Annotated in this window: 25 protein-coding genes; 22 read left to right on the forward strand and 3 right to left on the reverse strand. The window is 62.9% G+C overall.

The window, feature by feature from the left end; translation table 11 throughout:
* Window positions 1-23 precede the first annotated feature (23 nt).
* The 4 genes from fhuC (at window position 24) to ACJ8HH_RS17680 (ending at window position 4,178) form a co-directional block, all read left to right on the forward strand.
* Window positions 24-821, forward strand: coding sequence for a Fe3+-hydroxamate ABC transporter ATP-binding protein FhuC (gene fhuC, locus ACJ8HH_RS17665; RefSeq protein ID WP_033649613.1), 798 nt, complete (start codon window positions 24-26; stop codon window positions 819-821).
* Window positions 821-1,729, forward strand: a complete 909-nt coding sequence (gene fhuD, locus ACJ8HH_RS17670) for a Fe(3+)-hydroxamate ABC transporter substrate-binding protein FhuD (protein WP_060451975.1) — start codon at window positions 821-823, stop codon at window positions 1,727-1,729. Before fhuC ends, fhuD begins: the two co-directional genes overlap by 1 nt.
* Window positions 1,726-3,714, forward strand: a complete 1,989-nt coding sequence (gene fhuB / locus ACJ8HH_RS17675; RefSeq protein ID WP_060451976.1) for a Fe(3+)-hydroxamate ABC transporter permease FhuB — start codon at window positions 1,726-1,728, stop codon at window positions 3,712-3,714. Before fhuD ends, fhuB begins: the two co-directional genes overlap by 4 nt.
* 311 nt (window positions 3,715-4,025) lie before the next feature.
* Complete coding sequence (locus ACJ8HH_RS17680) at window positions 4,026-4,178, forward strand: Hok/Gef family protein (protein WP_033649633.1); 153 nt, start codon at window positions 4,026-4,028, stop codon at window positions 4,176-4,178.
* 124 nt (window positions 4,179-4,302) lie between these two features.
* Here ACJ8HH_RS17680 and metK read toward each other — a convergent pair whose 3' ends face one another.
* Window positions 4,303-5,457 carry a methionine adenosyltransferase gene (gene metK, locus ACJ8HH_RS17685; protein ID WP_033654692.1) on the reverse strand — a complete coding sequence of 385 codons (1,155 nt, stop codon included), beginning with the start codon at window positions 5,455-5,457 and terminating at the stop codon, window positions 4,303-4,305.
* Window positions 5,458-6,366: 909 nt separating this feature from the next.
* Here metK and speA point away from each other — a divergent pair.
* From speA to ACJ8HH_RS17700, 3 genes are all read left to right on the forward strand, one after another.
* Window positions 6,367-8,343: a biosynthetic arginine decarboxylase gene (speA, locus tag ACJ8HH_RS17690; RefSeq protein ID WP_033649617.1), complete on the forward strand. Its 1,977-nt coding sequence runs from the start codon at window positions 6,367-6,369 to the stop codon at window positions 8,341-8,343.
* Between the two features lie 194 nt (window positions 8,344-8,537).
* Complete coding sequence (gene speB, locus ACJ8HH_RS17695) at window positions 8,538-9,458, forward strand: agmatinase (RefSeq protein ID WP_004937606.1); 921 nt, start codon at window positions 8,538-8,540, stop codon at window positions 9,456-9,458.
* 334 nt (window positions 9,459-9,792) lie between these two features.
* A complete protein-coding gene (locus ACJ8HH_RS17700; protein WP_033638576.1) occupies window positions 9,793-9,945 on the forward strand; it encodes a Hok/Gef family protein in 153 nt (50 codons plus the stop codon).
* Window positions 9,946-10,055: 110 nt separating this feature from the next.
* Here the strand turns inward: ACJ8HH_RS17700 and ACJ8HH_RS17705 are convergent, their stop codons facing one another.
* Window positions 10,056-11,297 carry an MFS transporter gene (locus ACJ8HH_RS17705; RefSeq protein WP_033649618.1) on the reverse strand — a complete coding sequence of 414 codons (1,242 nt, stop codon included), beginning with the start codon at window positions 11,295-11,297 and terminating at the stop codon, window positions 10,056-10,058.
* A gap of 399 nt (window positions 11,298-11,696) precedes the next feature.
* Here ACJ8HH_RS17705 and ACJ8HH_RS17710 point away from each other — a divergent pair, with 399 nt between their 5' ends.
* The 14 genes from ACJ8HH_RS17710 to ACJ8HH_RS17775 all read left to right on the forward strand — a co-directional run bounded on the left by ACJ8HH_RS17710 (window position 11,697) and on the right by ACJ8HH_RS17775 (window position 24,667).
* Window positions 11,697-12,014, forward strand: coding sequence for a non-heme iron oxygenase ferredoxin subunit (locus tag ACJ8HH_RS17710; RefSeq protein ID WP_033632120.1), 318 nt, complete (start codon window positions 11,697-11,699; stop codon window positions 12,012-12,014).
* A 2-nt stretch (window positions 12,015-12,016) separates the two neighbouring features.
* The gene (locus tag ACJ8HH_RS17715) at window positions 12,017-12,325 is read left to right on the forward strand and encodes a recombinase-like helix-turn-helix domain-containing protein (protein WP_033649619.1); all 309 of its coding nucleotides are present in this window, start codon (window positions 12,017-12,019) and stop codon (window positions 12,323-12,325) included.
* A 20-nt stretch (window positions 12,326-12,345) separates the two neighbouring features.
* Window positions 12,346-13,389, forward strand: coding sequence for an aromatic ring-hydroxylating oxygenase subunit alpha (locus ACJ8HH_RS17720; RefSeq protein ID WP_033649620.1), 1,044 nt, complete (start codon window positions 12,346-12,348; stop codon window positions 13,387-13,389).
* Window positions 13,386-14,141 (forward strand): SDR family oxidoreductase, encoded by a 756-nt coding sequence (locus ACJ8HH_RS17725; protein ID WP_033635901.1) that lies wholly within the window; start codon window positions 13,386-13,388, stop codon window positions 14,139-14,141. Before ACJ8HH_RS17720 ends, ACJ8HH_RS17725 begins: the two co-directional genes overlap by 4 nt.
* A gap of 37 nt (window positions 14,142-14,178) precedes the next feature.
* A complete protein-coding gene (locus ACJ8HH_RS17730) occupies window positions 14,179-14,973 on the forward strand; it encodes an IclR family transcriptional regulator (protein ID WP_442520241.1) in 795 nt (264 codons plus the stop codon).
* Between the two features lie 109 nt (window positions 14,974-15,082).
* On the forward strand, window positions 15,083-16,024 hold the full coding sequence (locus tag ACJ8HH_RS17735; protein ID WP_039567239.1) for a VOC family protein: 942 nt from the start codon (window positions 15,083-15,085) through the stop codon (window positions 16,022-16,024).
* Window positions 16,021-17,232 carry an NAD(P)/FAD-dependent oxidoreductase gene (locus ACJ8HH_RS17740; RefSeq protein ID WP_033654697.1) on the forward strand — a complete coding sequence of 404 codons (1,212 nt, stop codon included), beginning with the start codon at window positions 16,021-16,023 and terminating at the stop codon, window positions 17,230-17,232. Before ACJ8HH_RS17735 ends, ACJ8HH_RS17740 begins: the two co-directional genes overlap by 4 nt.
* A gap of 23 nt (window positions 17,233-17,255) precedes the next feature.
* Window positions 17,256-18,512, forward strand: coding sequence for an MFS transporter (locus ACJ8HH_RS17745; RefSeq protein WP_033635897.1), 1,257 nt, complete (start codon window positions 17,256-17,258; stop codon window positions 18,510-18,512).
* Between the two features lie 32 nt (window positions 18,513-18,544).
* Complete coding sequence (locus tag ACJ8HH_RS17750) at window positions 18,545-19,069, forward strand: cupin domain-containing protein (RefSeq protein ID WP_060451978.1); 525 nt, start codon at window positions 18,545-18,547, stop codon at window positions 19,067-19,069.
* Window positions 19,069-19,887, forward strand: coding sequence for an alpha/beta fold hydrolase (locus ACJ8HH_RS17755; RefSeq protein WP_043147999.1), 819 nt, complete (start codon window positions 19,069-19,071; stop codon window positions 19,885-19,887). Before ACJ8HH_RS17750 ends, ACJ8HH_RS17755 begins: the two co-directional genes overlap by 1 nt.
* Window positions 19,884-20,678 (forward strand): SDR family oxidoreductase, encoded by a 795-nt coding sequence (locus ACJ8HH_RS17760; RefSeq protein ID WP_041036613.1) that lies wholly within the window; start codon window positions 19,884-19,886, stop codon window positions 20,676-20,678. Before ACJ8HH_RS17755 ends, ACJ8HH_RS17760 begins: the two co-directional genes overlap by 4 nt.
* Before the next feature lie 15 nt (window positions 20,679-20,693).
* Window positions 20,694-21,488, forward strand: a complete 795-nt coding sequence (locus tag ACJ8HH_RS17765) for an aspartate dehydrogenase (protein ID WP_043147995.1) — start codon at window positions 20,694-20,696, stop codon at window positions 21,486-21,488.
* A gap of 16 nt (window positions 21,489-21,504) precedes the next feature.
* On the forward strand, window positions 21,505-22,974 hold the full coding sequence (locus ACJ8HH_RS17770) for an aldehyde dehydrogenase (RefSeq protein ID WP_033649626.1): 1,470 nt from the start codon (window positions 21,505-21,507) through the stop codon (window positions 22,972-22,974).
* Window positions 22,975-23,026: 52 nt separating this feature from the next.
* Complete coding sequence (locus tag ACJ8HH_RS17775; RefSeq protein WP_197766276.1) at window positions 23,027-24,667, forward strand: thiamine pyrophosphate-binding protein; 1,641 nt, start codon at window positions 23,027-23,029, stop codon at window positions 24,665-24,667.
* Between the two features lie 41 nt (window positions 24,668-24,708).
* On the opposite strand, the gene ACJ8HH_RS17780 is transcribed toward ACJ8HH_RS17775, so the two are convergent.
* Window positions 24,709-25,461, reverse strand: a complete 753-nt coding sequence (locus ACJ8HH_RS17780) for a M48 family metallopeptidase (protein ID WP_033654702.1) — start codon at window positions 25,459-25,461, stop codon at window positions 24,709-24,711.
* A 238-nt stretch (window positions 25,462-25,699) separates the two neighbouring features.
* Here ACJ8HH_RS17780 and ACJ8HH_RS17785 point away from each other — a divergent pair.
* On the forward strand, window positions 25,700-25,824 hold a 125-nt coding region (locus ACJ8HH_RS17785; protein WP_144334738.1), incomplete at its 3' end, for a hypothetical protein.

The raw sequence follows: 25,824 nt of genomic DNA on the forward strand, positions 1-25,824 counted from the left end.
TCGCCCCGGACAAAGCAGGATCTATGCAGGACAAACTTCTTAATCCCGGCGCGACCTTCGCGCTGGATAACGCCAGCTTCGCCGTCCCCGGCCGGGTGCTGTTGCAACCGCTGTCGCTCAGTTTTCCCCAGGGCAAAGTCTGCGGCCTGATCGGCCATAACGGTTCCGGTAAATCCACCCTGTTGAAATTGCTCGGGCGGCATCATGCGCCCAGCGGCGGTCAGGTTTTGCTCAATCGGCAGCCGTTGGCGCAGTGGGACAGCAAATCCTTCGCCCGCCAGGTGGCCTACCTGCCGCAGCAGTTGCCGGCGGCGGAAGGCATGACGGTGCGCGAGCTGGTGGCCGTCGGCCGCTATCCGTGGCACGGCGCGCTGGGGCGTTTTGGCGCCAACGATCGCCAATTGGTGGAAGAGGCCATCGCGCTGGTGGGGCTGAAGCCGTTCGCCAGCCGCCTGGTGGACAGCCTCTCCGGCGGCGAGCGCCAACGCGCCTGGCTGGCGATGATGGTGGCGCAGGACAGCCGCTGCCTGCTGCTTGACGAACCGACCTCGGCGCTGGACATTGCGCACCAGGTCGAGGTGCTGGCGCTGATCCAGCGCCTGAGCCGCGAACGCGATCTCACGGTGATCGCCGTGCTGCACGACATCAACATGGCGGCACGCTACTGCGACCATCTGGTGGCGCTGCGCGGCGGTGAAATGATCGCCCAGGGCGGCCCGCTGGAACTGATGCAGGGGCCGGTGCTGGAACAAATTTACGGTATTCCTATGGGCACGTTGCCGCACCCGAGCGGCGGCGCGCCGGTGAGTTTTGTCTACTGATGTCCTCTGCATTCACTTCTTCTCACGATCCGCTGCGCCGCCGTTTGTTGATGGCGCTGGCGCTGTCGCCGCTGTTGGGCTCGTTGCCCGGCCGAGCGGCGGATGCGCCGCCGGATATCGCCCGCGTTGCGGCGCTGGAATGGCTGCCGATCGAACTGCTGTTGGCATTGGGCGTGACGCCGCTGGCGGTGGCCGATGTGCATAACTACAACCTGTGGGTGGCGGAGCCGAAGCTGCCGGCGACGGTGGTCGACGTCGGCCAGCGCACCGAACCTAACCTCGAACTGCTGCAGCAGCTTCAGCCTTCGCTGGTGTTACTGTCGCAAGGCTATGGCCCAACGCCGCAAAAAATCCAACCCATCGCGCCAACCATGAGCTTTGGCTTCAACGACGGCAGCGGCAAACCGCTGACCGTCGCCCGCCAGTCGCTGCTGGCGCTGGGGCAACGATTGGGCATAGAAAGCCGCGCGGTACAGCACCTGGCGCAGTTTGACCGCTTTATGCAGGACGCGCGTCAGCGCCTGCAAAGCTACACCCGGCAACCGCTGCTGCTGTTTTCGCTGATCGACACGCGCCATGCGTTGATCATCGGCCAGAAAAGCCTGTTCCAGGAGGCGATGGATCAACTGGGCATCCGCAACGCCTGGCAGGAAGAAACCAATTTCTGGGGCACGGCGGTGGTGGGCATTGAACGGTTGGCCACGGTGCGTAATGCCCGGGTCATCTATCTCGATCACGGTAATCAGGCGATGATGGACAAGGTCAGCGCGACGCCGCTGTGGCAGTCGTTGCCCTTCGTGCGGCAAAACCAGCTGCGGCAGGTGTCGGCGGTGTGGTTCTATGGCGCTACGCTGTCGACGATGCGGTTTTGCCGCCTGCTGGCGCAGGCTCAGGAGAGTGCGTCATGAGTTCGGGCATCCGGAAATTGCCGCTGACGCTGATCCTGCTGTTGCTGGCGGCGGCAGGTGGCCTGACGATATACAACCTGGCGCAGCAGCTGCCGCCGGCGCAATGGGCGCGGGCGCTCAGCGCGCCGGACATCGACGACGTGCGGCAAATGCTGTTCCATTACAGCCTGTTGCCGCGGTTGACGGTGTCGCTGTTGGCCGGCGCCGGTCTGGGGTTGGTCGGCGTGCTGTTCCAGCAGGTGTTGCGCAATCCGTTGGCGGAGCCGTCGACGCTCGGCGTCGCCGCCGGCGCGCAGCTTGGCCTGACCATCGCCACGCTGTGGGTGCTGCCGGGAGGTGAGTTTACCCGCCAGCTGGCCGCTATGGCGGGCGCGATTGTGGTGGGCGGGCTGGTGTTCGGCGTCGCCTGGGGCAAGCGGATGTCGCCGGTCACGCTGATTCTGGCCGGGCTGGTGCTGGGGCTGTACTGCGGCGCGGTCAACAGCCTGTTGGCGCTGTTTAATTACGATCAGCTGCAGGGCATGTTCCTGTGGGGCACCGGCGCGTTGAACCAACAGGACTGGAGCGCCGTGCAGTTCCTCCTGCCGCGTTTGCTGGTGGCTGGCCTGTTAGCGGCGCTGTTGCTGCGCCCGCTGACGCTGCTGGGGCTGGACGACGGTGTGGCGCGCAACCTGGGGTTAGGGCTGTCGATGGCGCGCTTCTGTGCTTTGGGGGTGGCCATCATCTTCAGCGCCATGTTGGTGAGTGCGGTGGGCGTTATCGGCTTTATCGGCCTGTTTGCACCGCTAATGGCGAAGATGTTGGGGGCTCGCCGCCTGGCGCACCGCATGATGCTGGCGCCGCTGCTGGGGGCGCTGTTGCTGTGGCTGACCGATCAGGTGATGCTCGGGGTAACGCAGGTGTGGCACGAGATCCCGACCGGCGCGGCCACCGCGCTGTTCGGCGCGCCGCTGCTGCTGTGGCTGCTGCCGCGTTTGCGCAGCGCCGCCACGCCGCCGCCGATGAACCTCGGCGACAAGGTGCCTGCCGAACGCGGGAATCTGCCCGGCTGGATCCTGGTGGGCGGCCTCGTGCTGCTGATCGGCCTGGCGCTGGCGCTGATGCTGGGCAAAAATGCCGGCGGCTGGCACTGGAGCCTGGGCGCGGAACTGGACGCTCTGCTGCCGTGGCGCTGGCCGCGGGTGTTGTCGGCGCTGGCGGCGGGCATGATGCTGGCGGTCGCCGGCACGCTGATCCAGAAGTTGACCGGCAATCCGATGGCCAGCCCGGAAGTGTTGGGCATCAGCTCCGGCGCCGCTTTTGGCGTCGTGATGATGCTGTTTATGGTGCCGGGCGACGCCTTCGTGTGGCTGCTGCCCGCCGGCAGTCTGGGAGCGGCCGCCACGTTGCTGATCATCATGATCGCCGCAGGCCGCGGCGGTTTCTCGACCGAACGCATGCTGCTGGCCGGTATCGCGCTCAGCACCGCCTTTACCACCGTCATCTTCCTGCTGTTGGCCAGCGGCGATCCGCGTATGGGGGGCTTGCTGACCTGGCTCTCCGGTTCGACCTATTCGGTGGAGCCGGCGCAGGCGCTGCGCACCGCGCTGATCGCCGCCGGATTGCTGGTATTGGCGCCGCTGTGCCGCCGCTGGCTGACCATCCTGCCGCTCGGCGGCGCCACCGCCCGTTCTGTGGGCATTGCGCTGACGCCGGCGCGGTTGAGCATTCTGTTGCTGGCTGCCACCCTGACCGCGATGGCGACCCTGACCGTAGGGCCGCTGAGCTTTGTCGGGCTGATGGCGCCGCATATGGCGCGCATGCTGGGCTTCCGCCGCGCGCTGCCGCAAATGGTGATCGCCGCGCTGCTGGGCGGCTTGCTGATGGTGTTTGCCGACTGGTGCGGACGGATGCTGCTGTTCCCGTATCAGATCCCCGCCGGGTTATTGGCGACCTTTATCGGTGCACCGTACTTCGTGTATCTGTTGCGTAAGCAGACCTCGTAAGCGGCGTCTCGGCTGCGTTTTCTCTGTCATCAAAGGCTCCGCGTTGCTGGGCCTTTTTTATTTTTCATGATGTTGCAAGGCGCTGCGAACGGATGCGCAAAAACGATATTGCGTGCGAAAAGGAACGCGAGGCGTGGCGGTGAGATGAATATACTGCGGGCGGGTGCTCTGGATCTTTGTCTCTGGAGCTTCTGCGAAAGATACAAAGAGAAAAGCCCCGAGTCGATATTCATCAACCCGAGGCCTACTCTAACGCGTGACAACGTTAAGTTAGCCTCTTACCCGCCGCGAGGCAAGGAGAAGAAGGCATGATGCCGAACAAACGCAGCCCGTTAAAACTGGTGATTATTTGTGCCACGGTAATATCACTGGCATGGATAACCCGCAGCACGCTGTGTGAGCTGCGGATCCGAGCGGGCACTACGGAGGTTGCGGCCATTTTGGCTTACGAATCCGAACGGTAAGGCAACCCGGCGGCGGGGGCTTTGCCTCCGCTTGCCGGCAGTCGATGCGTTGATCCAAGAGCACCCATCCGCTCAAAAAAAAACGGCGAGCCAGGGCTCGCCGTTTTCATGTTGATGTCGGGGCTTATTTCAGGCCGGCGGCATCGCGCAGCAGCGCGGCTTTGTCGGTCGCTTCCCACGGGAAGTGCTCGCGGCCGAAGTGGCCGTAGGCAGCGGTTTCGCGGTAGATCGGCTGCAGCAGATCCATCATCTGGATCAGGCCATATGGGCGCAGATCGAAGAATTCGCGCACCAGCAGCGTCAGCTGTTCGGTTGGCACTTTCTCGGTACCGAAGGTTTCCACCATGATGGAGGTCGGTTCCGCTACGCCGATAGCGTAAGACACCTGGATTTCGCAACGATCGGCCAGGCCGGCGGCAACGATGTTTTTCGCCACGTAGCGTGCCGCGTAGGCCGCGGAACGGTCAACCTTGGACGGATCCTTACCGGAGAAGGCGCCGCCGCCGTGGCGCGCCATGCCGCCGTAGGTGTCGACGATGATCTTACGGCCGGTCAGGCCGCAGTCGCCCATCGGGCCGCCGATAACGAAACGGCCGGTCGGGTTGATGTGGTATTTGGTGCCCGCCGTCAGCCATTCCGCCGGCAGGACCGGTTTGATGATCTCTTCCATCACCGCTTCTTGCAGATCTTTCAGCGCGATGTCTTCGGAATGCTGGGTGGACAGCACCACGGCGTCGATGCCGACGATTTTGCCGTCGTCGTACTGGAAGGTCACCTGGCTCTTCGCGTCCGGACGCAGCCACGGCAGGGTGCCGTTTTTACGCACTTCGGACTGGCGCTGCACCAGACGGTGCGCGTAGGTCACCGGGGCCGGCATCAGCACGTCGGTTTCGTTGGTGGCGTAGCCAAACATCAAGCCCTGATCGCCGGCGCCCTGCTCGAGAGGATCGGTACGGTCAACGCCCTGATTGATATCCGGAGATTGTTTGCCGATGGCGCTCAATACTGCGCAGGAGTTGGCGTCAAAGCCCATGTCCGAATGAACGTAGCCGATCTCGCGCACGGTCTTGCGGGTGATCTCTTCGATATCGACCCAGGCGCTGGTGGTGATTTCACCGCCGACCAGCACCATGCCGGTTTTCACGTAGGTTTCGCAGGCGACGCGCGCCTTCGGATCTTGTTCCAGGATGGCGTCGAGGACGGCATCGGAGATCTGATCGGCGATTTTATCGGGATGTCCTTCGGAGACGGATTCGGACGTGAAGAGGTGTTTAGCCATTGTGTTCTTTACCTTGCATAAGACGGGTTAGAAATTACTGCACAGCGCTGGAGATCCGGCATCAAAGCGAAGGGTCTTCCGCTGATGGCGCGAGATGCATCCTGCAACGCCCCTCAGGCAAAGCCGTTAAGCAGTTTATCAGTTAACCAGTATAGATGGATTAACATCTGGACGTCTATTTTAGGTCAGGGTTTAGCCAGATTGCCAGTAATTTTTTGCGCTTTCGCTCTTTTGCGCAAACGGGTTGGCGCCATTTTCATCGCTTGAAACAGTTTTCGGCGAATTTTCATTTTGCTTTTTCACCTGCTTACCGGTATAAACTGCGCGCGCGGTTCATTTGCTGCACAGTACGGCGGTCTTGAGTGGGGGAAGGCGCGATAAACTTCCGCTTTGCATTCGCCGCCGTTGCGCTATTATCCGTCGCAGGCGTTCGCCGTGAGCGCCGCCGCTTCATCGAACGGTCACGTTCTTACACTATTTTAGAGGCTTGGTCGTTCACTCCGAACGGCGCGCGTGGAGGTGGTTGGATTAATGATCCGTTGTCTACCGGTTGTTGGTTCCCAACAGCAGTGCCGTTCTGGCGCACATTCTTCTGCTATTTCCCGTCTTGTCTCTTTGTCACTTACCAGGTGCGATAAACACTTGGCCGCTACTCAGGATTCTCGGGCCGGCTAACGGTCGTCTGAAGAACTGAACAAGGGTAGCCTGCAGCCTTCCTGTGGGATGTTTCTTGGCCCGATTCACGAGGTTTGAACAGGGTGTCTTACAATTATATGAGTGATAAACCGATCGCTGACCGCGAACGGCGGTTCTCTTCGCTGCCGCCAGCGCGGCTTGTTGGGTTGTTCTCGCGGGTGGTAGCTGCGATAGTGGCTGACGGTTTCGTCAGTGCGGAATGTGAGGCGAACCATGTCTGATGATCTGTTGATTCACCGCCCGCCGGTTGCGGGCGAGTCTTTATCTTTGCGCTCCATGCAGGAGGTTGCCATGAATGATCGTAATGCCAGCAAGATGCTGCGTACTTATAACGTCGCCTACTGGGGCAACAATTACTATGACGTCAACGAGCTGGGCCATATCAGCGTGTGCCCGGACCCGGATGTCCCGCAGGCGCGCGTCGATCTGGCAGAACTGGTGAAAACGCGCCAGCAAGACGGCCAACGTTTGCCTGCGCTGTTCTGCTTCCCGCAGATCCTTCAGCATCGCCTGCGTTCGATCAACGCCGCGTTCAAACGCGCGCGTGAGTCTTTCGGTTACCAGGGCGGCTATTTCCTGGTGTATCCGATCAAGGTGAACCAACATCGCCGCGTGATTGAGTCGCTGGTGAACTCCGGCGAACCGCTGGGGCTGGAAGCCGGCTCCAAGGCCGAGCTGATGGCGGTGCTGGCGCATGCCGGCATGACCCGCTCGGTGATCGTCTGTAACGGCTATAAAGATCGTGAATATATTCGCCTGGCGCTGATCGGCGAAAAACTGGGGCACAAGGTGTACCTGGTGATCGAGAAGATGTCCGAGATCAACCTGGTGCTGGAAGAGGCTGAGCGGCTGAACGTGGTGCCGCGCCTGGGCGTGCGTGCGCGCCTGGCGTCGCAGGGCTCCGGCAAATGGCAGTCGAGCGGCGGCGAAAAATCCAAGTTCGGTCTGGCGGCGGTGCAGGTGCTGAAGCTGGTGGAGACCCTGCGCGAAGCGGGCCGTCTCGACAGCCTGCAACTGCTGCATTTCCACTTGGGCTCGCAGCTGGCCAACATTCGCGATATCGCCACCGGCGTGCGCGAATCGGCGCGCTTTTACGTTGAACTGCACAAGCTGGGCGTCAACATTCAGTGCTTCGACGTGGGCGGCGGCTTGGGCGTCGACTACGAAGGCACCCGCTCGCAGTCCGACTGCTCGGTGAACTACGGCCTGAACGAATACGCCAACAACGTGATTTGGGGTATCGGCGATGCCTGTAACGAACACGGCCTGCCGCACCCGACGGTGATCACCGAGTCCGGCCGCGCCGTGACCGCGCACCATACGGTGCTGGTTTCCAACGTGATCGGCGTCGAGCGCAACGAATTCAGCGAACCGTTGCCGCCGGAAGCCGACGCGCCGCGCGCGCTGGAAAGCATGTGGGAAACCTGGCTGGAAATGAACGAGCCGGAGAACCGCCGCTCGCTGCGCGAATGGCTGCACGACAGCCAGATGGATCTGCACGACGTGCATACCCAATACGCGCACGGCATGCTGGATCTGACCAAGCGCGCCTGGGCCGAGCAGCTGTATCTGAACATCTGCAACAAGATCCAGCAGCAGCTCGATCCGAGCAATCGCGCGCACCGTCCAATCATCGACGAGCTGCAAGAGCGCATGGCGGACAAGTTCTACGTCAATTTCTCGCTGTTCCAGTCGATGCCGGATGCCTGGGGTATCGATCAGCTGTTCCCGGTGCTGCCGCTGGAAGGGCTGGATAAGCCGCCGGAAGGCCGTGCGGTGCTGCTCGACATCACCTGCGATTCCGACGGCACTATCGACCATTACGTCGACGGCGACGGCGTGGCGACCACCATGCCGATGCCGCCGTACGATCCGGAGAACCCGCCGGCGCTGGGCTTCTTCATGGTCGGCGCGTACCAGGAGATCCTCGGCAACATGCACAACCTGTTCGGCGACACCGCCTCGGTTGACGTGTACGTGTTCCCGGACGGCAGCGTCGAGACCGAGTTGTCCGACGAGGGCGACACCGTGGCGGACATGCTGGAGTACGTGCAGCTCGATCCGGGTGCGCTGCTGGCCAAGTTCCGCGATCAGGTCAAAGAAACCGATCTGGACAGCGAGCTGCAGGCGCAATTCCTGGAAGAGTTTGAAGCCGGCCTGTACGGCTACACGTATCTGGAAGACGAGTAACTGCCCTCTTCAGGGGGGCGATATCGGCCCCCTTGAAGCATGGATAAAATGCGGCCATAATCAGCCGTATCGGTAGCACCGAAACAAACATCGAACAAATCCCTTTCTCGTCGGGCTAACGACGCGGGAGGGATTTTTTTTTGTAACGGCCCGGCCTCTGCGCCCGGCAACTTGTTGAACTACGAGGGTTTACTATGAGCACCTTAGGCCATCAGTCCGATAATTCATTAGTGTCCAACGCCTTTGGTTTCCTGCGCTTTCCGCTGAACTTCATGCCTTACGACAGCGATGCAGAGTGGGTCATCACCGGCATTCCGTTTGACATGGCGACCTCCGGTCGCGCCGGCGGCCGTCACGGCCCGGCGGCCATCCGTCAGGTGTCCACCAACCTGGCCTGGGAAGGCAACCGCTGGCCGTGGAGCTTCGATCTGCGCGATCGGCTGAACGTAGTTGACTGCGGCGATATCGTGTTCAACTTCGGCGACGCGCAAGACATGAGCGACAAGCTGCAGGCGCACGCGGAGAAACTGCTGAAGGCCGGTAAGCGCATGCTCTCGTTCGGCGGCGACCACTTCGTGACCCTGCCGCTGCTGCGCGCGCACGCCAAGCATTTCGGCAAGCTGGCGCTGGTGCACTTCGACGCCCACACCGATACCTACGCCAACGGCAGCAAGTTCGACCACGGCACCATGTTCTACCATGCCCCGAACGAAGGCTTGATCGATCCGCACCACTCGGTGCAGATCGGCATTCGTACCGAGTTCGATCATGACAACGGTTTTACCGTGCTGGACGCCGCGCAGGTGAACGATCGCAGCGTGGACGACCTGCTGACCCAGATCAAGGGCATCGTCGGCGATATGCCGGTGTATCTGACCTTCGACATCGACTGCCTGGATCCTGCGTTCGCACCGGGCACCGGCACGCCGGTGATCGGCGGCCTGACCTCCGATCGCGCGCTGAAGCTGGTGCGCGGCATGCAGTCGCTGAACATCGTCGGCATGGACGTGGTGGAAGTGGCGCCGGCTTATGACCAGTCCGAGATCACCGCGCTGGCCGCGGCGACCCTGGGCCTGGAGATGCTGTACCTGCAGGCGGCCAAGAAACACGCCTGACGCCAGGCCACTCCTCGCTGAAAAAGCGGCCTCCATTGTATGGGGGCCGCTTTTTTATTGCATTTGTCGCCATCCGCGCTGCCTTCTCAGTCCGTTGCAACGCCTTTGCGCAATCCTGCGCAGAAATGAAACTGAGTCAGTAAAAAGGAATCGGGAGAGTGGAGAGGATGAATATACTGCGCGCGGGTGCTCTGGATCTTTGTATCTGGAGCCTGCGTGAAAGGTACAAAGAGAAAAGCCCCGAGTCGATATCCATCAACCCGAGGCCAACTCTAACGCCAGACAACGTTAAGTTAGCCTCTTACCCGCCGCGAGGCAAGGAGAAGAAGGCATGATGCCGAACAAACGGAGCCTGTTAAAATTGGTGGTTATTTGTGCCACGGTAATATCACTGGCATGGATAACTCGCAGCACGCTGTGTGAGCTGCGGATCCGATCGGGCAATACGGAGGTTGCGGCCATTTTGGCTTACGAATCCGAACGGTAAGGCAACCCGGCGGCGGGGGATGTTCCCCGTCTGCTGGCTGTTGGCGTCCAGATCTACGAGCACCCTCTCAACGCTTTCGGTTTTCCGCCGCACAGGGCAGAGAAACGGGTTTATGCCCGCTTCATCTGCTGTGCCAGCAACATGCGGCCAAACAGCGCGCCGCCCGCCAGCAGCGTCAGCAGCTGCGAGGCGATCAGCACCGCAAAGCCTGAAGACACCTTGCCCTGGCTGGTCATCACCATGCCCATCGCCATCGGCACAAACGCCGAGAACAGATTGCCGATGCCGTTGATCAGCCCATAGGCGCTGCCGACCGCCTCCGGCCGCGCATAATGTTGCAGCAGCGTGGGTATCGCCGCGCCCTGCGCCCCCCAACAGGCGTTGGCCGCCAGCAGGAAGAAGGCGATCCAGCCAAGCTGATGGCTGTGCATCACGCCATAAATGCACAGCGCGGTCGCTGCGCCGCCGCAGACGAAGATCAGCGGCGCCTGATAAGGGCGGATACGATCGAGCAACACGCCACCGAGGTATTTGGAGGCGATGCTGACGATGAAAGGCAGCGCGGCCATCCAGCCCATCTGCTTGATGGAAAACCCCTTTTCATCGGTCAGATACGCCGGCAGCCAGGCGCTGGAGCCCCACAGGTAGCTGAGCGTGGCGATCTCGATCAGCAGGATCCAGCCGAGCATCGGCGTGCGCCAGGCCAGTGCAAAGGTGCGCCAGACGCGGTTCAGCACCGGTTGCGGATCGGCTGGGCGTGAAGATGAGGATAAGGGGAGCGGGTGAACGAACAGCCGCACCAGCGCCAGCCCCAGCAGCAGGTTGAGCAGCGCCAGCAGGTGAAACGACATCGCCCAACCGAAGTGCGCCATCAGAAAACTCACCAGCGGAAAGCCGAGCACCAGCCCCAATGAAACGCCCAATGCGCTGACCGCGTTGGGCTTGCCGCGCTCGTCGGCGGCGAAATGCTCGCCGATGTACATGGTCTTCAGCGAGAACAGCGGCCCTTCGCTGACGCCAAGCAGCGCGCGCACCACGCACAGCAGCATCAGCGATCCCGCCAGCGGCGAGGCGGCGGTGAGCAGCGCCCACAGCACCACGCTCAGCGTCAGCGCGCGGCGGTAGCCCATCAGCGTTTCCAGAAACGGCGTCAGCAACATGGCGGACAGCCCGTAGCCGAGCAAAAACACCGTCATCAGCGTGCCCTGGTGAGCGCGGTCGCCGCCGAGTTGGAAGTGTTGCAGGAAGTCGGGATTGACCAACATCACGGCGATATTGACCCGATCCGCATAGGCGATAACGATCAGAAACAGCAGGGCGATCACTCCAAACCAGCGTTGACGTTGTTGCACGGCGCGTTCCTCAGTGCGAGCGGTTGACGAATTCAGGCAGCAGCAAACTCACCCGAGGATGCCAGTTAGCGCAAACGCGGGAGGATGAGGCTGATTGATGTAAAATTATTGTTATCAAATAGGGTGTGAAAGACAGAGAGAAAACACTTTTACGCGCAATGCGTCGCCGGAATCAACGCGTTTTTTGCCATAAATTAGCAGGGGAGCGCACAACTGACATAGGTTTTTCATATCGGTGCATTATTTCGTGATCCTTCCCGCATTTGTCATTTTTAAACAACCTTTCATTAACATTTGCCGTTCCGCTCGCTTGACGAAAGTTTCGCCACACTTATAGTGACTGTATTAAATAAGAAACTGAGTTTCATATATGAAACAATCAGATAGAGGATAAAAGCAATGAGCTGGAAGAATGTGTGCGAAGTGTCTCAGGTGAAAGAAGATTTTCCTTTTTCCGGCAACGTGGAAGGAAAAGAGATCGGGGTATACCTGCTCGACGGTAACTACTACGCGCTGGAAGACGTCTGCCCGCATGCCTATGCCTTGCTCAGCCAGGGGTTTGTAGACGACGGTAAGGTTGAGTGCCCGCTGCACGAAGCGCTGTTTGACGTGCGCACCGGCCAGTGCCTGCGCGAGCCGGGCGGCCGCGATCTGCAAACCTATCCCACCCGGGTGGTCGACAACCAAATCCAGATCACCTTTATCGCGGAGGAGTAATCATGCAGCACATCACCGATTTCAATCCCTGGCTGCCGGACACCCAACAGGTGACGCCGGCCCGCGAAGGCGGCAACGGTCAAATCCATCAGCCGGGCCAGTTCCGCAATGTCATCTGGCAAAACCGCGCCCGGGTGCCGGACGGTTTCGAAACCGCCCTGGTGGCGGCGCTGGAAACGATCTTCGATCAGGGCGCGGATGAGCTGGAGCAGATCGTCAGCGCGTTGAATCAGCGCCGCCTGTTCGATCGCAGCGGCCAACCGTGGAATGAGGCGACGTTCCGCGAATTCCTTCACGTTAACGGTTTCTGAGCCACATCCGGGAGAAGACAATGACAGCAAATACAACATCCTCCGAACAGAGCTTGCAGGACTATCTTGACCAGGGGCTGCGCGGCATGTGGTATCCGGTGCTGGCCAGCTGGGAAGTGGGCAACAATCCGGTCGGCATCACCCGTCTGGAGCAGCAAATCGTGGTGTGGCGCGACGGTGAAGGCCAGATCCACGCGCTGGAAGACCGCTGCCCGCACCGCGGCGCGCGGCTTTCCATGGGATGGAACCTCGGCGATCGCATCGCCTGCTGGTATCACGGGGTGGAGGTCGGCGGCGACGGCACGGTGAAAGACGTGCCGGCGGTGGATCGTTGCCCGCTGGTGGGGCAAAAATGCCTGCGGTCTTACCCGGCCAAAGAAGCCTACGGCGCGGTGTTCCTTTATTTCGGCGTGACGGCGGATGAAGCGCCGGCGGAGCTGACTTTCCCGCAAGAGCTGGCGGACGAAGCGTCGTACAGCAATTTCCTGTGCACCGCCAGCTGGAACTGCAACTACCAATACGCCCTGGAAAACGTGATGGATCCGATGCACGGCACCTACCTGCACTCCTCCTCGCACTCGATGGCGGAAGGGGACCGCAAGGCGGATATGGGGCTGGAGCCGACCGACAGCGGGTTTATCTTCAAGAAAAACGGCCAGATTGGCGTCAACTTCGACTGGGTGGAGTTCGGCAACAGCGGCGCGTATTGGATGCGCCTGTCGATCCCGTACAAAAAGCGCTTCGGGCCGGGCGGTCACTTCTGGATCATCGGCATGGTGGTGCCGGAAGACAAGGATCACTGCCGGGTGTTCTTCTGGCGCATCCGTAAGGTCAAAGACTGGCAGCGCGACATGTGGCGCTTCATGTACCGCAACCGCCTGGAATCGTTGCATTGGGATGTGCTCGAGCAGGATCGCATCGTGCTTGAAAATATGGCGCCTAACGCCCGCGGCCGCGAATACCTGTACCAGCACGACGTCGGCCTTTCGCGCCTGCGCCGCCTGATGCAAAAAGAGGCCCAGAAACAGCTGGCGACGCTGCGCGAGCGGGAGGCGGCGCAGTGAACGGCCTGTTGAACGGCAAACGCATCGTGGTCACCGGGGCGGCGCGCGGCCTGGGTTACAGCTTCGCTGCCGCCATCGCCGCCGCCGGCGCGCAGGTGGTGATGTGCGACATTCTGGCGGATGAGCTGGCGGCGAGCGGCGCCGCGCTGCGTGAGCAGGGCGCTCAGGTGGAAACGCAGACCATCGATCTGGCGTCACCGGATTCGATCCGTTCGGCGTTCGAGAAGATCGCCGCAGGCGGCGGGATCGACGGTCTGGTGAACAACGCGGCGTTGGCGACCGGCGTCGGCGGCAAAACCATGATGGAATACGATATCGATCTGTGGGATCGGGTGATGCAGGTCAACGTGCGCGGCACCTGGTTGGTGAGCCAGGCGGCGGTGCCGCTGCTGGCGCGCAGCCCGCACGCCAAGATCGTCAACGTGGCGTCGGACACTGCGCTGTGGGGCGCTCCGCGCCTGATGGCCTATGTCGCCAGTAAAGGCGCGCTGATCGCGATGACCCGATCGATGGCGCGCGAGCTGGGCCCGCAGGGGATCTGCGTCAACGCCATCGCGCCGGGCCTGACGCGGGTGGAAGCCACCGAGTATGTGCCCGCCGAGCGTCATCAGCTGTACGAGCAGGGGCGCGCGCTGGCCGGGGCGCAGCACCCGGACGATGTGAACGGTACGGTGCTTTATCTGCTGTCGCCGCTGGCGGATTTCGTCACCGGCCAACTGCTGCCGGTCAACGGCGGCTTTGTATTCAACTGACGGCCCGCAGGGCCGGCGCACAGCGCAGGAGCGAGAGATGGCGGACGAGCAAGCATGTAAGTATCTGATCCCGGGGCTGGATCGCGGGTTGCAGCTGCTGCTGGCGTTTGGCGAGCAGCATAAGGAAATGACTTTCGCCGAGTTGCATCGCCTGGTCGATATGCCGAAGGCCACCGCTTACCGCGTGGTGCAGACGCTCGAGCACCTGGGCTTTCTGGAGCGCAATCCGCGCACCAACACCTTTGCGCTCGGCATCAAGGTGCTGCGCCTCGGCTTTGAATACATCGCGTCGCTGGACGTGGCGCAGGCCGGCCAGCCGGTGATTGAGCAGCTGCGCGATCGCAGCCAGTGCAGCAGCCATCTGGCGATCCGCGACGGGCGCGACGTGATCTACATCGCCCGCGTCAGCGCCGCCGGTTCGCAGATCAATCAGGTCAGCGTCGGCACCCGCTTGCCGGTGCACCAAACCTCGCTCGGCCGCATGCTGTTGACCAGCGTCACCCGCAGCGAGTTCGAACAACTTTATCCGGACGCGCAGCTGCCGGGCAATGCGCCGGGCACCCCGGCGGATCGCGAAACGCTGTGGCAGATGGTGCAGCAAGACAAAGCGCGCGGCTATGTGATCGGCGAATCGTTCTTCCGCCACGGCATCTCCTCGATCGTCTACCCGATCTTCAACCGCGAGCAGCGGGTCGAGGCGGTGGTCAGCATCATGGTGCCGTCCGATGAGATCCCGAAAGCGGATCGCGAGCGGCTGCGCATGGAAGTACGCGACGCGGCGGAGAAAATTTCCGGCTTCCTCGGCGCGCCGCCGCAGGCCAACGTCGGCTAACTGACAGGACCGACTCTTTTACTCAGGCAGGGATAAGGCCCGTAGCAAACAGGGGGCGGGGTTGACTCATGCCTGAAAACCGTATGCAGCGAGAACGTGAGGCTGAACAATGAGCGTAATCGGAATCGAAAAACTGGAATTTGGCGTCGAAGATCTGCCAACCTGCGAAAAATTCATGCAAGACTTCGGCCTGCAGCCCGCCACGCAACATTGGGGCGAACCGCAGCGCGAATTCACCACCCTGAGCGGGGCGCGGGTTGTCCTGCATCCGTTGCAAAGCGCGGCGCTGCCTGCGGCGTTTGAAGGCGGTTCTACCCTGCGCCGCATGACCTGGGGCGTGGCCTCGCCCGCCGAGCTGGCGCGCCTGCAGCCGCGTTTGGCGTTGATGCCCGGCTTCCGGCAGGTGGGAGAAGAGCTGGAATGCCTCGATCCCAACGGCATGACGCTGCGCTTCGTCGTCAGCCGCCAGCAGGCGGTCGAGGTGCCGGTCACGCCGATCAACCAATGGGGCGACGTGCGCCGCATCGATCAGCCCAGTCCGGTCTATGCGCAGGCGCAGCCGATCAACATTGGCCACGTGGTGTTCTTCGTTGAGGATCTGGCGGCGACCGAGCGTTTCTATCGCGAGCTGTTGGATTTCCAGGTTTCCGATCGCTATATCGATCGCGCCGTCTTCCTGCGTACCCAGGCGCGCGGCGGCCACCATAACCTGTTCCTGCTGAAACTGCCGAACCGTCCACGCGGCCTGAACCACGTGGCGTTCACCGTGCGCGATATCCACGAAGTGATCGGCGGCGGCATCGCCATGAACAAGGAGAAGTGGAGCACCTTTATCGGCCCCGGCCGCCATCCGATCTCCTCGGCTTATTTCTGGTACGTCAACAGCCCGACCGGCGGGGCGTTCGAGTACTACACCAACGACGATTATCTGACGGAAAACTGGCAGCCGCGCGAGCTGGAGCATTCGTTGGTCTCCTTCACCGAATGGGCGGTAGAGGGCGGCATCGATCACGACACGCGCCGCCAGCATAAAAAGGCGGAGGCGTTATGAACCGGCCGGAACACGCGGGCATCGTCATCGTCGGCGGCGGCCAGGCCGGCGGCTGGGCGGCCAAGACGCTGCGCGATCGCGGTTACAGCGGCCGGCTGACGGTTGTCAGCGACGAACCCTACGATTTTTACGAGCGGCCGCCGCTGTCGAAAGCGGCGCTGCTGGATGCCGCGGCTCCCCTCAGCCGGCTGTTCAGCGAACAGACGGTGGCGGAGCTGAATATCGACTGGCGTCGCCCGCTGCGCGCCGAGTCCATCGATGCAGAACAGCAAATCGTCACGCTCAGCGACGGGCAAAGGCTGCAGTTCGAGCAGTTGCTGATCGCCACCGGCGGTCGGCCGCGTTTGCCGGGCGCCGCCTGGGCGCAGCACCCGCGCGTGATGACGCTGCGTTCCTGGGACGATGCGGCTCGGTTGCGGCAGGGCCTGCAGGGTTGCCGCCGCCTGGCGATCGTCGGCGGCGGTTGGATCGGGCTGGAGATCGCCGCTTCCGCGCGCCGTCTCGGCGCCGAGGTGACGGTGTTTGAACGCCAGCCCGCGCTGTGCATGCGCAGCGTCGGCGCCGACGTTTCACAGGCGTTGCTCGAACTGCATCGTCAGCAGGGCGTCACGGTGCTGTGCGGCTGCGGCGAGATCTCGTTGGAAGATCGCGATGGCGCCGCCTGGATCGGCAGCGAAGTCAGCGATCCGCAGGCCTTCGATCTGGTGGTGGTGGGGATCGGCGTCGAGCTGAATCTCGAACTGGCGCGCAGCGCCGGGTTGGCGATCGAGTCCGGCATCGTGGTCGACGGCCAGGGGCGCACCAGCCATCCGGCGATCTTCGCCGCCGGTGACGTGGCGCGCCACCCGACGCTCGGCCTGTGCCTGCAGTCCTGGGCCTACGCGCAAAATCAGGCCATCAGCACCGCCTGCGCGATGCTCGACGCCTTCGCCGCACCGTATGACGACGTGGCCTGGCTTTGGTCGGATCAATACGACGCCAATATCCAGATCCTCGGCGTGCCGAGCGGCGGCGTGCACCATGTGGTGCGCCGCACGCCGCAGTCGCAGGTGTTCTTCACGCTGAACGCCGATCGGCAGCTGGTGCAGATGGTGGCGTTCAACGATGCGCGCACCATCAAGCTCGGCAAGCGTTGGCTGGCGAGCGGCCGGGTGCTGGATCCGCAGCAGCTGGCGGATGCGGAGTTTTCTTTGATGGCGTTGAAATAACGCCCGAACCTCGGGAGCGTTTTATGACTACGCAAGACATTGACGCCCGCGCTGGACGGGCGGGGGAAGCCGTTGCCGAAAATCCGCAGCAGCGGGTGCGCTGGTCGGTGCCGATCGCGCTGTTCGCCTGCGTGCTGCTGGCGTTTTTCGACAAGATCAGCATCGCGGCGCTGTTTTCCGATAGCGAGTTCCAGCAGGCGTTAGGGATCGGGTTTGACCCGGCGCGGCTGGGTTTGCTGATGAGCGCGTTTCTGTTCTCCTACGGCATTTCCTCGATGCTGCTCAGCGGCATCGGCGATCGGCTTAATCCGGTCAAGGTATTGATTGGCATGATGGTGGTGTGGGGCGTGCTGATGGTGTTGATGGGGATGACGCGTTCCTATCACGCCATGATGACGCTGCGCATTCTGCTCGGCATCGCCGAAGGGCCGCTGCTGCCGATGGCCTACGCCATTATTCGTCAGGCCTTCCCGCCGCAGCTGCAGGCGCGCGCCACCATGCTGTGGCTGCTCGGCACGCCGCTGGGCGCCGCGCTTGGCTTCCCGGTCACCCTGTACATCCTCAATACCTTCGACTGGCAGGCCACCTTCTTCTTTATGGCGTTTCTGACGCTGCCGGTGATGTTGCTGGTGCTGTTCGGCATGCGCCACCTGAACGTCGCGCGCCCGGCGGCGGCGACCAAGCCGGCGGTGTCCGAACGTAAACAGCATCGCCGCGAGCTGCTGCGCAGCCCGCACTTTTGGATGATCTGCCTGTTCAACATCGCCTTCCTGACCTACCTGTGGGGCATGAACGGCTGGTTGCCGAGCTACCTGATCAAGGGGAAAGGCATTCATCTGGAGCATGCCGGTTACCTCTCTTCGCTGCCGTTCATCGCCATGCTGCTTGGCGAAGTGCTGGGCGCCTGGCTGTCGGACAAGCTGGATCGGCGCGCGCTGGCCTGTTTCCTGTCGCTGTGCGGCGCCGGCCTCGGTCTGGCGGTGGTGCTGCACCTGCAGGGCACCTACAGCGTAATCGCCGCCATGGCCTTCAGCACCTTTATGTGGGGCGCCGGCGCGCCGAATATTTTCGCGCTGTTGGCGAAGGCGACCAGCAGCAAGGTCAGCGCCACCGCCGGCGGCATCTTCAACGGGTTGGGCAATTTTGCCGGCGCGCTGGCACCGGTGCTGATGGGGGCGTTGATCGCCGCCACCGGCAATATGGATAACGGCCTGCTGTTCCTGGTGGTGATGGCTTTCGTCGGCTGCCTCATTCTGCTGCCGTTACTGAGAAAGTACTGATTAATCAATCGATTCAACAGAGGAGTGACAACATGTCTCAGGTTGAGAACAAAGCCGGCGTCAAGCCGCAGGATCTGTCGATGGAAAATTGGGTGGAGTCGCGCATCGCCCGTTTCGAAGGCCGTAAATACGACTGGAACGCGCTGAAATTCCAGGCCGACTTTGACCCGAAATACCGCCGCGCGCAGATGCGCTACATCGGCACCGGCGCCACCGGCGTGGCCAGCGACGCCAACACCATTCCGGCGGGCAATTTCACCTTCTCCACCATGGTGCTGCCGTCGAAGTGCGAGGGCCCGCTGCACCTGCACGACGACGTGGAGGAAGTGTTCTTCATGCTGAAGGGCAGCATCACGCTGATGATTCAGGACGGCGAAGAGTATTACGAGACCAGGCTGAAAGAGCGCGATCTGATCTCGGTGCCGGCGGGGGTGTATCGCGGCCTGTTCAACCACGGTGAGGAAGAGGCGCTGATGTGCGTGATGCTCGGCACCGCCAAGCCGGAGATCCCGACCTATCCGGCGGATCATCCGCTATACAAAGTGAAGCGCAACTGATGAACGGCCTGGCGCAACGCCAACGGGCGCGCTGCGGGGCGTATACCCTGAGCTGGCGCGAGGCCGGGCAGGGGCGGCCGGTGGTGTTGCTGCACGGCATCAGCTCCGGATCGGCCTCGTGGATCAAGCAGCTCAACGATAGCGGCCTGACGGATGGCCACCGTCTGTTGGCGTGGGACGCGCCGGGCTACGGCGGCAGCCTGCCGTTGGCGGATCCGCAGGCCGATGCCGCCGGTTATGCGGCGGCGTTGGCGGCGCTGATAGATGAGCTGCAACTGGCGCAGCCGCTGATCGTCGGCCATTCGCTGGGGGCGCTGATCGGCAGCGCCTATGCCGCCGGCTATCCGGACGGGTTATGCGGATTGGCGTTGGCGGATCCGGCGCAGGGCTATGCCACGGCGCCGGAGGAAAAACGCCGGCAGGTGTACGGCCAGCGCCAACAGATGATAGAGACGCTGGGGCCGGTGGGCTACGGCGAGCAGCGGGCGGCGGCCTTGCTGCGTGAAGGGGCGGATCCGCAGGACATCGCCTGGGTGCGCAACGGCATGCAGCAGCTCGATCCCGACGGCTTTCTGAGAGCCGCCTGGATGCTGGCCAACGACGATATCGACCGCTATCTGGCGCGCTATCGCGGCCCGCTGGAAGTCTGGTGCGGTGAGCAGGATCGCATTACGCCGCCGGAGAAGGCGGCCGAGCTGGCGCGTGAGCAGGACGCGACGCTGCGTTTGATCGCCGCCGCCGGCCATGCCAGCTACCTCGACGCGCCGGCGTGTTTCAACCGCTATCTGCGGGACTTTACGGGAGCAATCCAACGATGAATTTTCAGCTTGAGAATCGGGTGGCGGTGGTGACCGGCGGCTCGTCGGGCATCGGTTTCGAAACCCTGAAGCTGCTGCTGGCCGAAGGGGCTAAGGTGGCGTTCTGCGGCCGCGATCCGGACAAACTGGCCGGCGCGGAGGCCAGCCTGCGTGCGGAGTTTCCGCAGGCGGAGATCCTGGCGCTGCGCTGCGACGTGCTGGACGCGCAGCAGGTGGCGCAGTTCGCCGCTCAGGTGACGGCGCATTTCGGCGGCGTGGATCTGCTGATCAACAATGCCGGTCAGGGCTTCGTCGCCCATTTTGACCAGACGCCGCGCGAAGCCTGGCTGCATGAGGCCGAGCTGAAGCTGTTCGGCGTGATCAACCCGGTGCAGGCGTTCTTACCGGCGCTGGAACGGTCGGCGATCGCGTCTATCACCTGCGTGAACTCGCTGCTGGCGCTGCAGCCGGAAGAACACATGATCGCCACCTCGGCGGCGCGCGCCGCGCTGCTCAACATGACGCTGACGCTGTCGAAAGAGCTGGTGGGCAAAGGCATTCGCGTTAACTCGATCTTGCTGGGGATGGTGGAGTCAGGCCAGTGGCGCCGCCGTTTCGACGAGCGCAGCGATAAAGATCAAAGCTGGGAACAGTGGACGGCGGCGATCGCCGAACGGCGCGGCATCCCGATGAAGCGCCTGGGCAAGCCGCAGGAGCCGGCGCAGGCGCTGCTGTTCCTCGCTTCGCCGCTGGCTTCCTTTACCACCGGCGCGGCGCTGGACGTATCCGGCGGCTTTAACCGCCATGTGTAGCAGGGGCCGATAAAGATGAAGAAGATCATGATGATTGGCTACGGCGCGATGGCGAAGGAAGTGATCGCCCGTTTGCCGGAAGGCGTGGAGGTTGGCTGGATCCTGGCGCGCGCGGCTCATCATGCGGCGATCGCCGCGGCCTTTGGCGGGCGGGTGCAGGCGCTGACCCATCCCGAGCAGTGTTTGCAGCGGCCGGATCTGGTGCTGGAGTGCGCCAGCCAGCAGGCGGTGGCGGAGTTCGGCGAAGCGGTGCTGCAGCGCGGTTGGCCGCTGGCGCTGATCTCGACCGGCGCGCTGGCGGACGCCGCATTGCAACAGCGGCTGCAGCAGGTTTGCCGCCGCCATCACGGGCAGCTGATCGTGCTGTCCGGTGCGGTGGCGGGGATGGATGGGCTGGCGTCGGCGCGCGAAGGCGGGCTGGAGAGCGTGACTTATCAGGCCAGCAAAAGCCCGGCCAGCTGGCGAGGCAGCCCGGCGGAGCAACTGATCGACCTCGATGTGGTGAGCGAAGCGCAGGTATTTTTTGAAGGCTCGGCGCGCGAAGCGGCGCGTTTGTTCCCGGCCAATGCCAACGTGGCGGCCACCATTGCGCTCAACGGCCTAGGGATGGACGCCACCCGGGTGCGCCTGCAGGTCGATCCCGCCACCCGGCGCAATACCCATCGTCTGCAGGTATGCGGCGACTTTGGCGAATTTCACATCGAGCTGAGCGGCACCCCGCTGGCGAGCAATCCCAAAACATCAACCCTGGCGGCGCTGAGCGCGGTACAAGCCTGCCGCCGTCTGGTGGACGGCGGTTTTATTGCCTGAACGGCAGGAGCGGAGCATGGAACGATTGAATATTTTTGTCGCCGGGCGCTGGCGTGAAGGGCGTGGCGAAGAGATGGCTTCGGTATTCCCGGCCGACGGCAGCGTCAACGCGCGGCTGCGCGCCGCCAACGTCGAGGACGTGAACGAGGCGGTGGAAGCGGCGGAGCGCGCCTGGCGCGCGCCGGAATGGCGCGGGCTGGTGCCGCATCAACGCGCCTCGATCCTCTACCGCGTCAGCAACCTGATCCTGGCGCAGCAGGAGCAGTTGGCCGAGCTGCAAACCCGCGACAACGGCAAGCCGCTGGCCGAGACCCGCGGGCTGGTGGCCAGCGCGGCGGCGACCGCGCGCTACTTTGCCGCCGCCTGCGAGGTGTTGGAAGGCGAGTTGCCGACCCCGCGCAGCGCCGAGGTGATGACGCTCAGCCAGTACCAACCGATGGGGGTGATCGCCGCCATTACGCCGTGGAACTCGCCGATCGCCAGCGAAATGCAGAAGGTGGCGCCGGCGCTGGCGGCGGGCAACGCGGTGGTGCTTAAACCGGCCGAAGCCACGCCGCTGATGGCGCTGAAGCTGGCCGAGCTGTTCGAACAGGCGGGCCTGCCGGCCGGGCTGCTCAGCGTGTTGCCGGGCAAAGGTTCGGTGATCGGCGAGGCGTTGGCGCGCCATCCGCTGGTGAAAAAGATCGCCTTTACCGGCGGGACCAGTACCGGGCGCCATTTGGCGCACATCGCCGCCGACAAGCTGATCCCCACCTCGCTGGAGCTGGGGGGCAAATCGCCGACCATCGTGCTGGAGGACGCCGATCTGGAACAGGCGGCGCGCGGCATCTGCTACGGCATCTTCAGCTCCGCCGGCCAGGCGTGCATCGCCGGTTCGCGGCTGTTCGTGCATCGTTCGCTGTATCAGCCGCTGCTGGCGCGCTTGACCGAACTGACGGCGGGGCTGCGCATCGGCAACCCGCTGGTGCCGGGCGTGCACCTCGGCCCGCTGATCAGCGCCAAACATCGGCAAAGCGTGGCGGACTACGTGGCGCTGGCGCGGCAGGAGGGCGGTCGGGTGATCATCGGCGGTGAAGCGCCGGCCGATCCGCAGCTGGCGAGCGGTAGCTATTACCTGCCGACCATTATTGAAGGCTTGAACAACGACGCCCGCGTTTGCCAGGAAGAGATCTTCGGCCCGGTGCTGGTGGCGCTGCCGTTTGACGATGAGCAACAGCTGATCGAACAGGCAAATGACTCGGTGTACGGCCTGGCGGCCGGCATCTGGAGCCGCGACTTCCCTCGCGCGATGGCGCTGGCGGAGCGGCTGGAAACCGGCACCGTCTGGGTCAATACCTACAAAACGTTCTCGATTTCCACGCCGTTCGGCGGTTTCAAGGAAAGCGGGCTGGGCCGCGAAAAAGGCCTGAACGGCATCAAGGCCTACATGCAGCAGAAAAGCGTGTATCTGGCGCTGAGCCATCAGGTGAACCGCTGGAGCGACTAGGCCGACACCTCTACGCATAACCCTAATAACGACTACCCTAAGAAGGCAGATGATGAGCGATAAAATCACGGTTGGCGAGGCGATAGCCCGGACTCTGGAACAGTACGCGGTGTCGGCGATGTACGGCATCATTTCGATTCATAATCTGCCGATCGCCGATGCGGTGGGGCAGCGCGATAAACTTCGCTTCGTGCCGGCGCGCGGCGAAGCGGGGGCGGTCACCATGGCCGACGCGCACGGGCGCTTCTCCGGCCTGGGCGTGGCGTTGACCAGCACCGGCGCCGGCGCCGGCAACGCGGTGGGGGCGATGATTGAGGCGCTCAACGCCAACACGCCGCTGCTGCATATCACCGGCCAGGTGGAAAAAGCCTATCTGGACGCCGACGCCGGTTTTATTCATGAAACCCGCGATCAGCTCGGCTTCCTGCGCGCCTGCTCCAAACGCGCTTACCGGGTCAATTCGCCGGAGCAGGCGGTGGCGGTGATCCAGCGGGCGATCCTGGATGCGCAAACCGTGCCCTGCGGCCCGGTGGCGGTCGAGATCCCGATCGATATTCAAAGCAGCCTGGTTTCCCGTTCGGTGCTGACCGAGCCGTTGGCGCCGGCGCCGCTGCCGAAGGCGGACGATGCGGCGGTGGAACGGCTGCATCAGCGGCTGAAACAGGCCAAGCGTCCGCTGCTGTGGTTGGGGGGCGGCGCCTTGGCCTGCGGCGACGCGGTGCGCAAGCTGGCGGACGCTGGCGTAGCGGTGATCTCCAGCACCCACGGGCGCGGCATTCTGCCGGACAGCCATCCGCGCAGCCTGCGGGCGTTCCATAACTCACCGAGCATCGAAGCGATCCTGACGCAGTGCGATCTGACGCTGGTGGCCGGTTCGCGCCTGCGCAGCAATGAAACCCGTACCTGGACGCTGCCGCTGCCGCGCCCGCTGGTACAGATTGACATCGATCCGGCGGCGGCCAACCGCAACTATCTGGCCGATGAGCAGATCAACGGCGACTGTGCGGCGCTGCTGGCGGCGCTGGCGGCGCGGCTGGCCCCCGGCGAGAAGGTCAACGCCGAGTGGGATGCCGAGATTGCGGGGGCGGTGCAGCAGGCGGAGCGCGCGCTGCGCCAGCAGTCCGGCGAATACGCCAAACTCAACGACGCCATCGACGCCGCGCTGCCGCAGGACGGGTTGCTGGTACGCGATATCACCGTTTCCGGCAGCGTCTGGGGCAGCCGGCTGTTCCGGGCGATCTCGCCGCTGTGCAACATTCACTCGCTGGCCGGCGCCATCGGTATGGGGCTGCCGATGGCTATCGGCACCGCGATCGCCAACCCGCAGCGCAAGGTGGTGGGGCTGGTGGGCGACGGTGGTCTGGCGCTGGGCCTGGGCGAGCTGGCGACCATGGCGCAGGAACAGGTGAACATCACCCTGATTATCATGAACGACGGCGGTTATGGCGTGATGCGCGGTATTCAGGACAAGTACTTCGCCGGGCGTCAGTATTACAACGAGCTGCATACGCCGGCCTTTACCCAGATCGCCGAAGCGATGGGGTTGAAAGCCTGGAAGGTGGACGCGGCGTCGCAGTTCAACGGCGTGCTGGCCGAGGCGATCAACTACCCGGGGCCGTCGGTGGTCGAGGTGGACATGAAGCAGGTCGGGCCGCTGACCTTCGCCGGGCCGCCGCAGAAGACGCTGTATTGAGACGATAAAAAACGCCCGGCGATTGCCGGGCGTTCTCGTGGTTATTTCTCTGCCGCGATGCGATCGCGAATGTGCTGAGCGCGCGCTTGGGAAGACGGGTGATCGTCGAACATGCTGCTCTGACGGCCGGCTTCCATCTGGGCCAGTTTTTCGAAGCTGGTGGCCAGGCCATTCGGATCGATGCCGCGCTTTTTCAGCAGATCGAACGAGTAATCATCCGCTTCGCTTTCCTGCTTCTGCGAGAACTGGGCGCTGACCAGCTTCTCGCCGATGTCCGCCAGCTGCGACTGCGACAGCGAGCCGATGACGCCCCCGGCGGAGGACGCCGCGGTGCGCAGCGCCACGGTGCCGTAAGCCACCTGCATCGCCTTGCGGGTGTGGCCCAGCGCCACGTGGCCCATTTCATGGCCCAGCACGCCTTCGACTTCGTTGTCGTTCATCATGTCCATCAGGCCGCTGTAGACGCGGATGCAGCCGTTGGCCATCGCCCAGGCGTTGACGTCTTTGGTCACGTAGACCTTGTAGTTGGCCGGGGTGCCGTTGATGTTGTCGCCCAGCGCCGCGGCGATTTTGTTGAGACGCTTGGCGTAGGTGCTGTCGGCCGGCGCGATTTGTGCCTTGCTGTCCATCTCGGCGCAGGATTTATCACTCAGGGCCTTAACGTCGTTGTTGCTCAGGGTCGCCGCCTGGAATGCCTGCGCGCCGGACTGCATCAAGGTTTCGGTATTCAGGTTTTGACAGCCGGTTGCCAGGGTGGCAATGCCCAACGCAATCAAAGAGGTACGGATCTTCATAACGCCATCTTCCTGTGAAGGTAACAAGGTAAAAGAGTCATTTTGCTTGGAGGAAATCTTGTTGCAAGAGCCTAGTGTACGCCAGCCGGGGCGAGAATAGTGTTATTCCGAAAAAGCGTCCAATCGTGCTAATAAGTGGTGAACTCGCTCTCATTTGGCATTAGGGATTGCCGTTGTGATGTGGAGTCTGAGAAAATAGGGAACTTGACTGCTTTTTTTATCCGACCTGGAGTAAAACATGTCCTCTCGTAAAGAGCTTGCCAACGCCATCCGCGCACTCAGCATGGACGCCGTACAAAAAGCCAATTCCGGCCACCCGGGTGCCCCTATGGGCATGGCGGACATCGCCGAAGTCCTGTGGCG

It is taken from the genome of Serratia sp. CY32780 (assembly GCF_052169135.1).
GTDB classification, from domain to species: Bacteria; Pseudomonadota; Gammaproteobacteria; order Enterobacterales; family Enterobacteriaceae; genus Serratia; species Serratia sarumanii.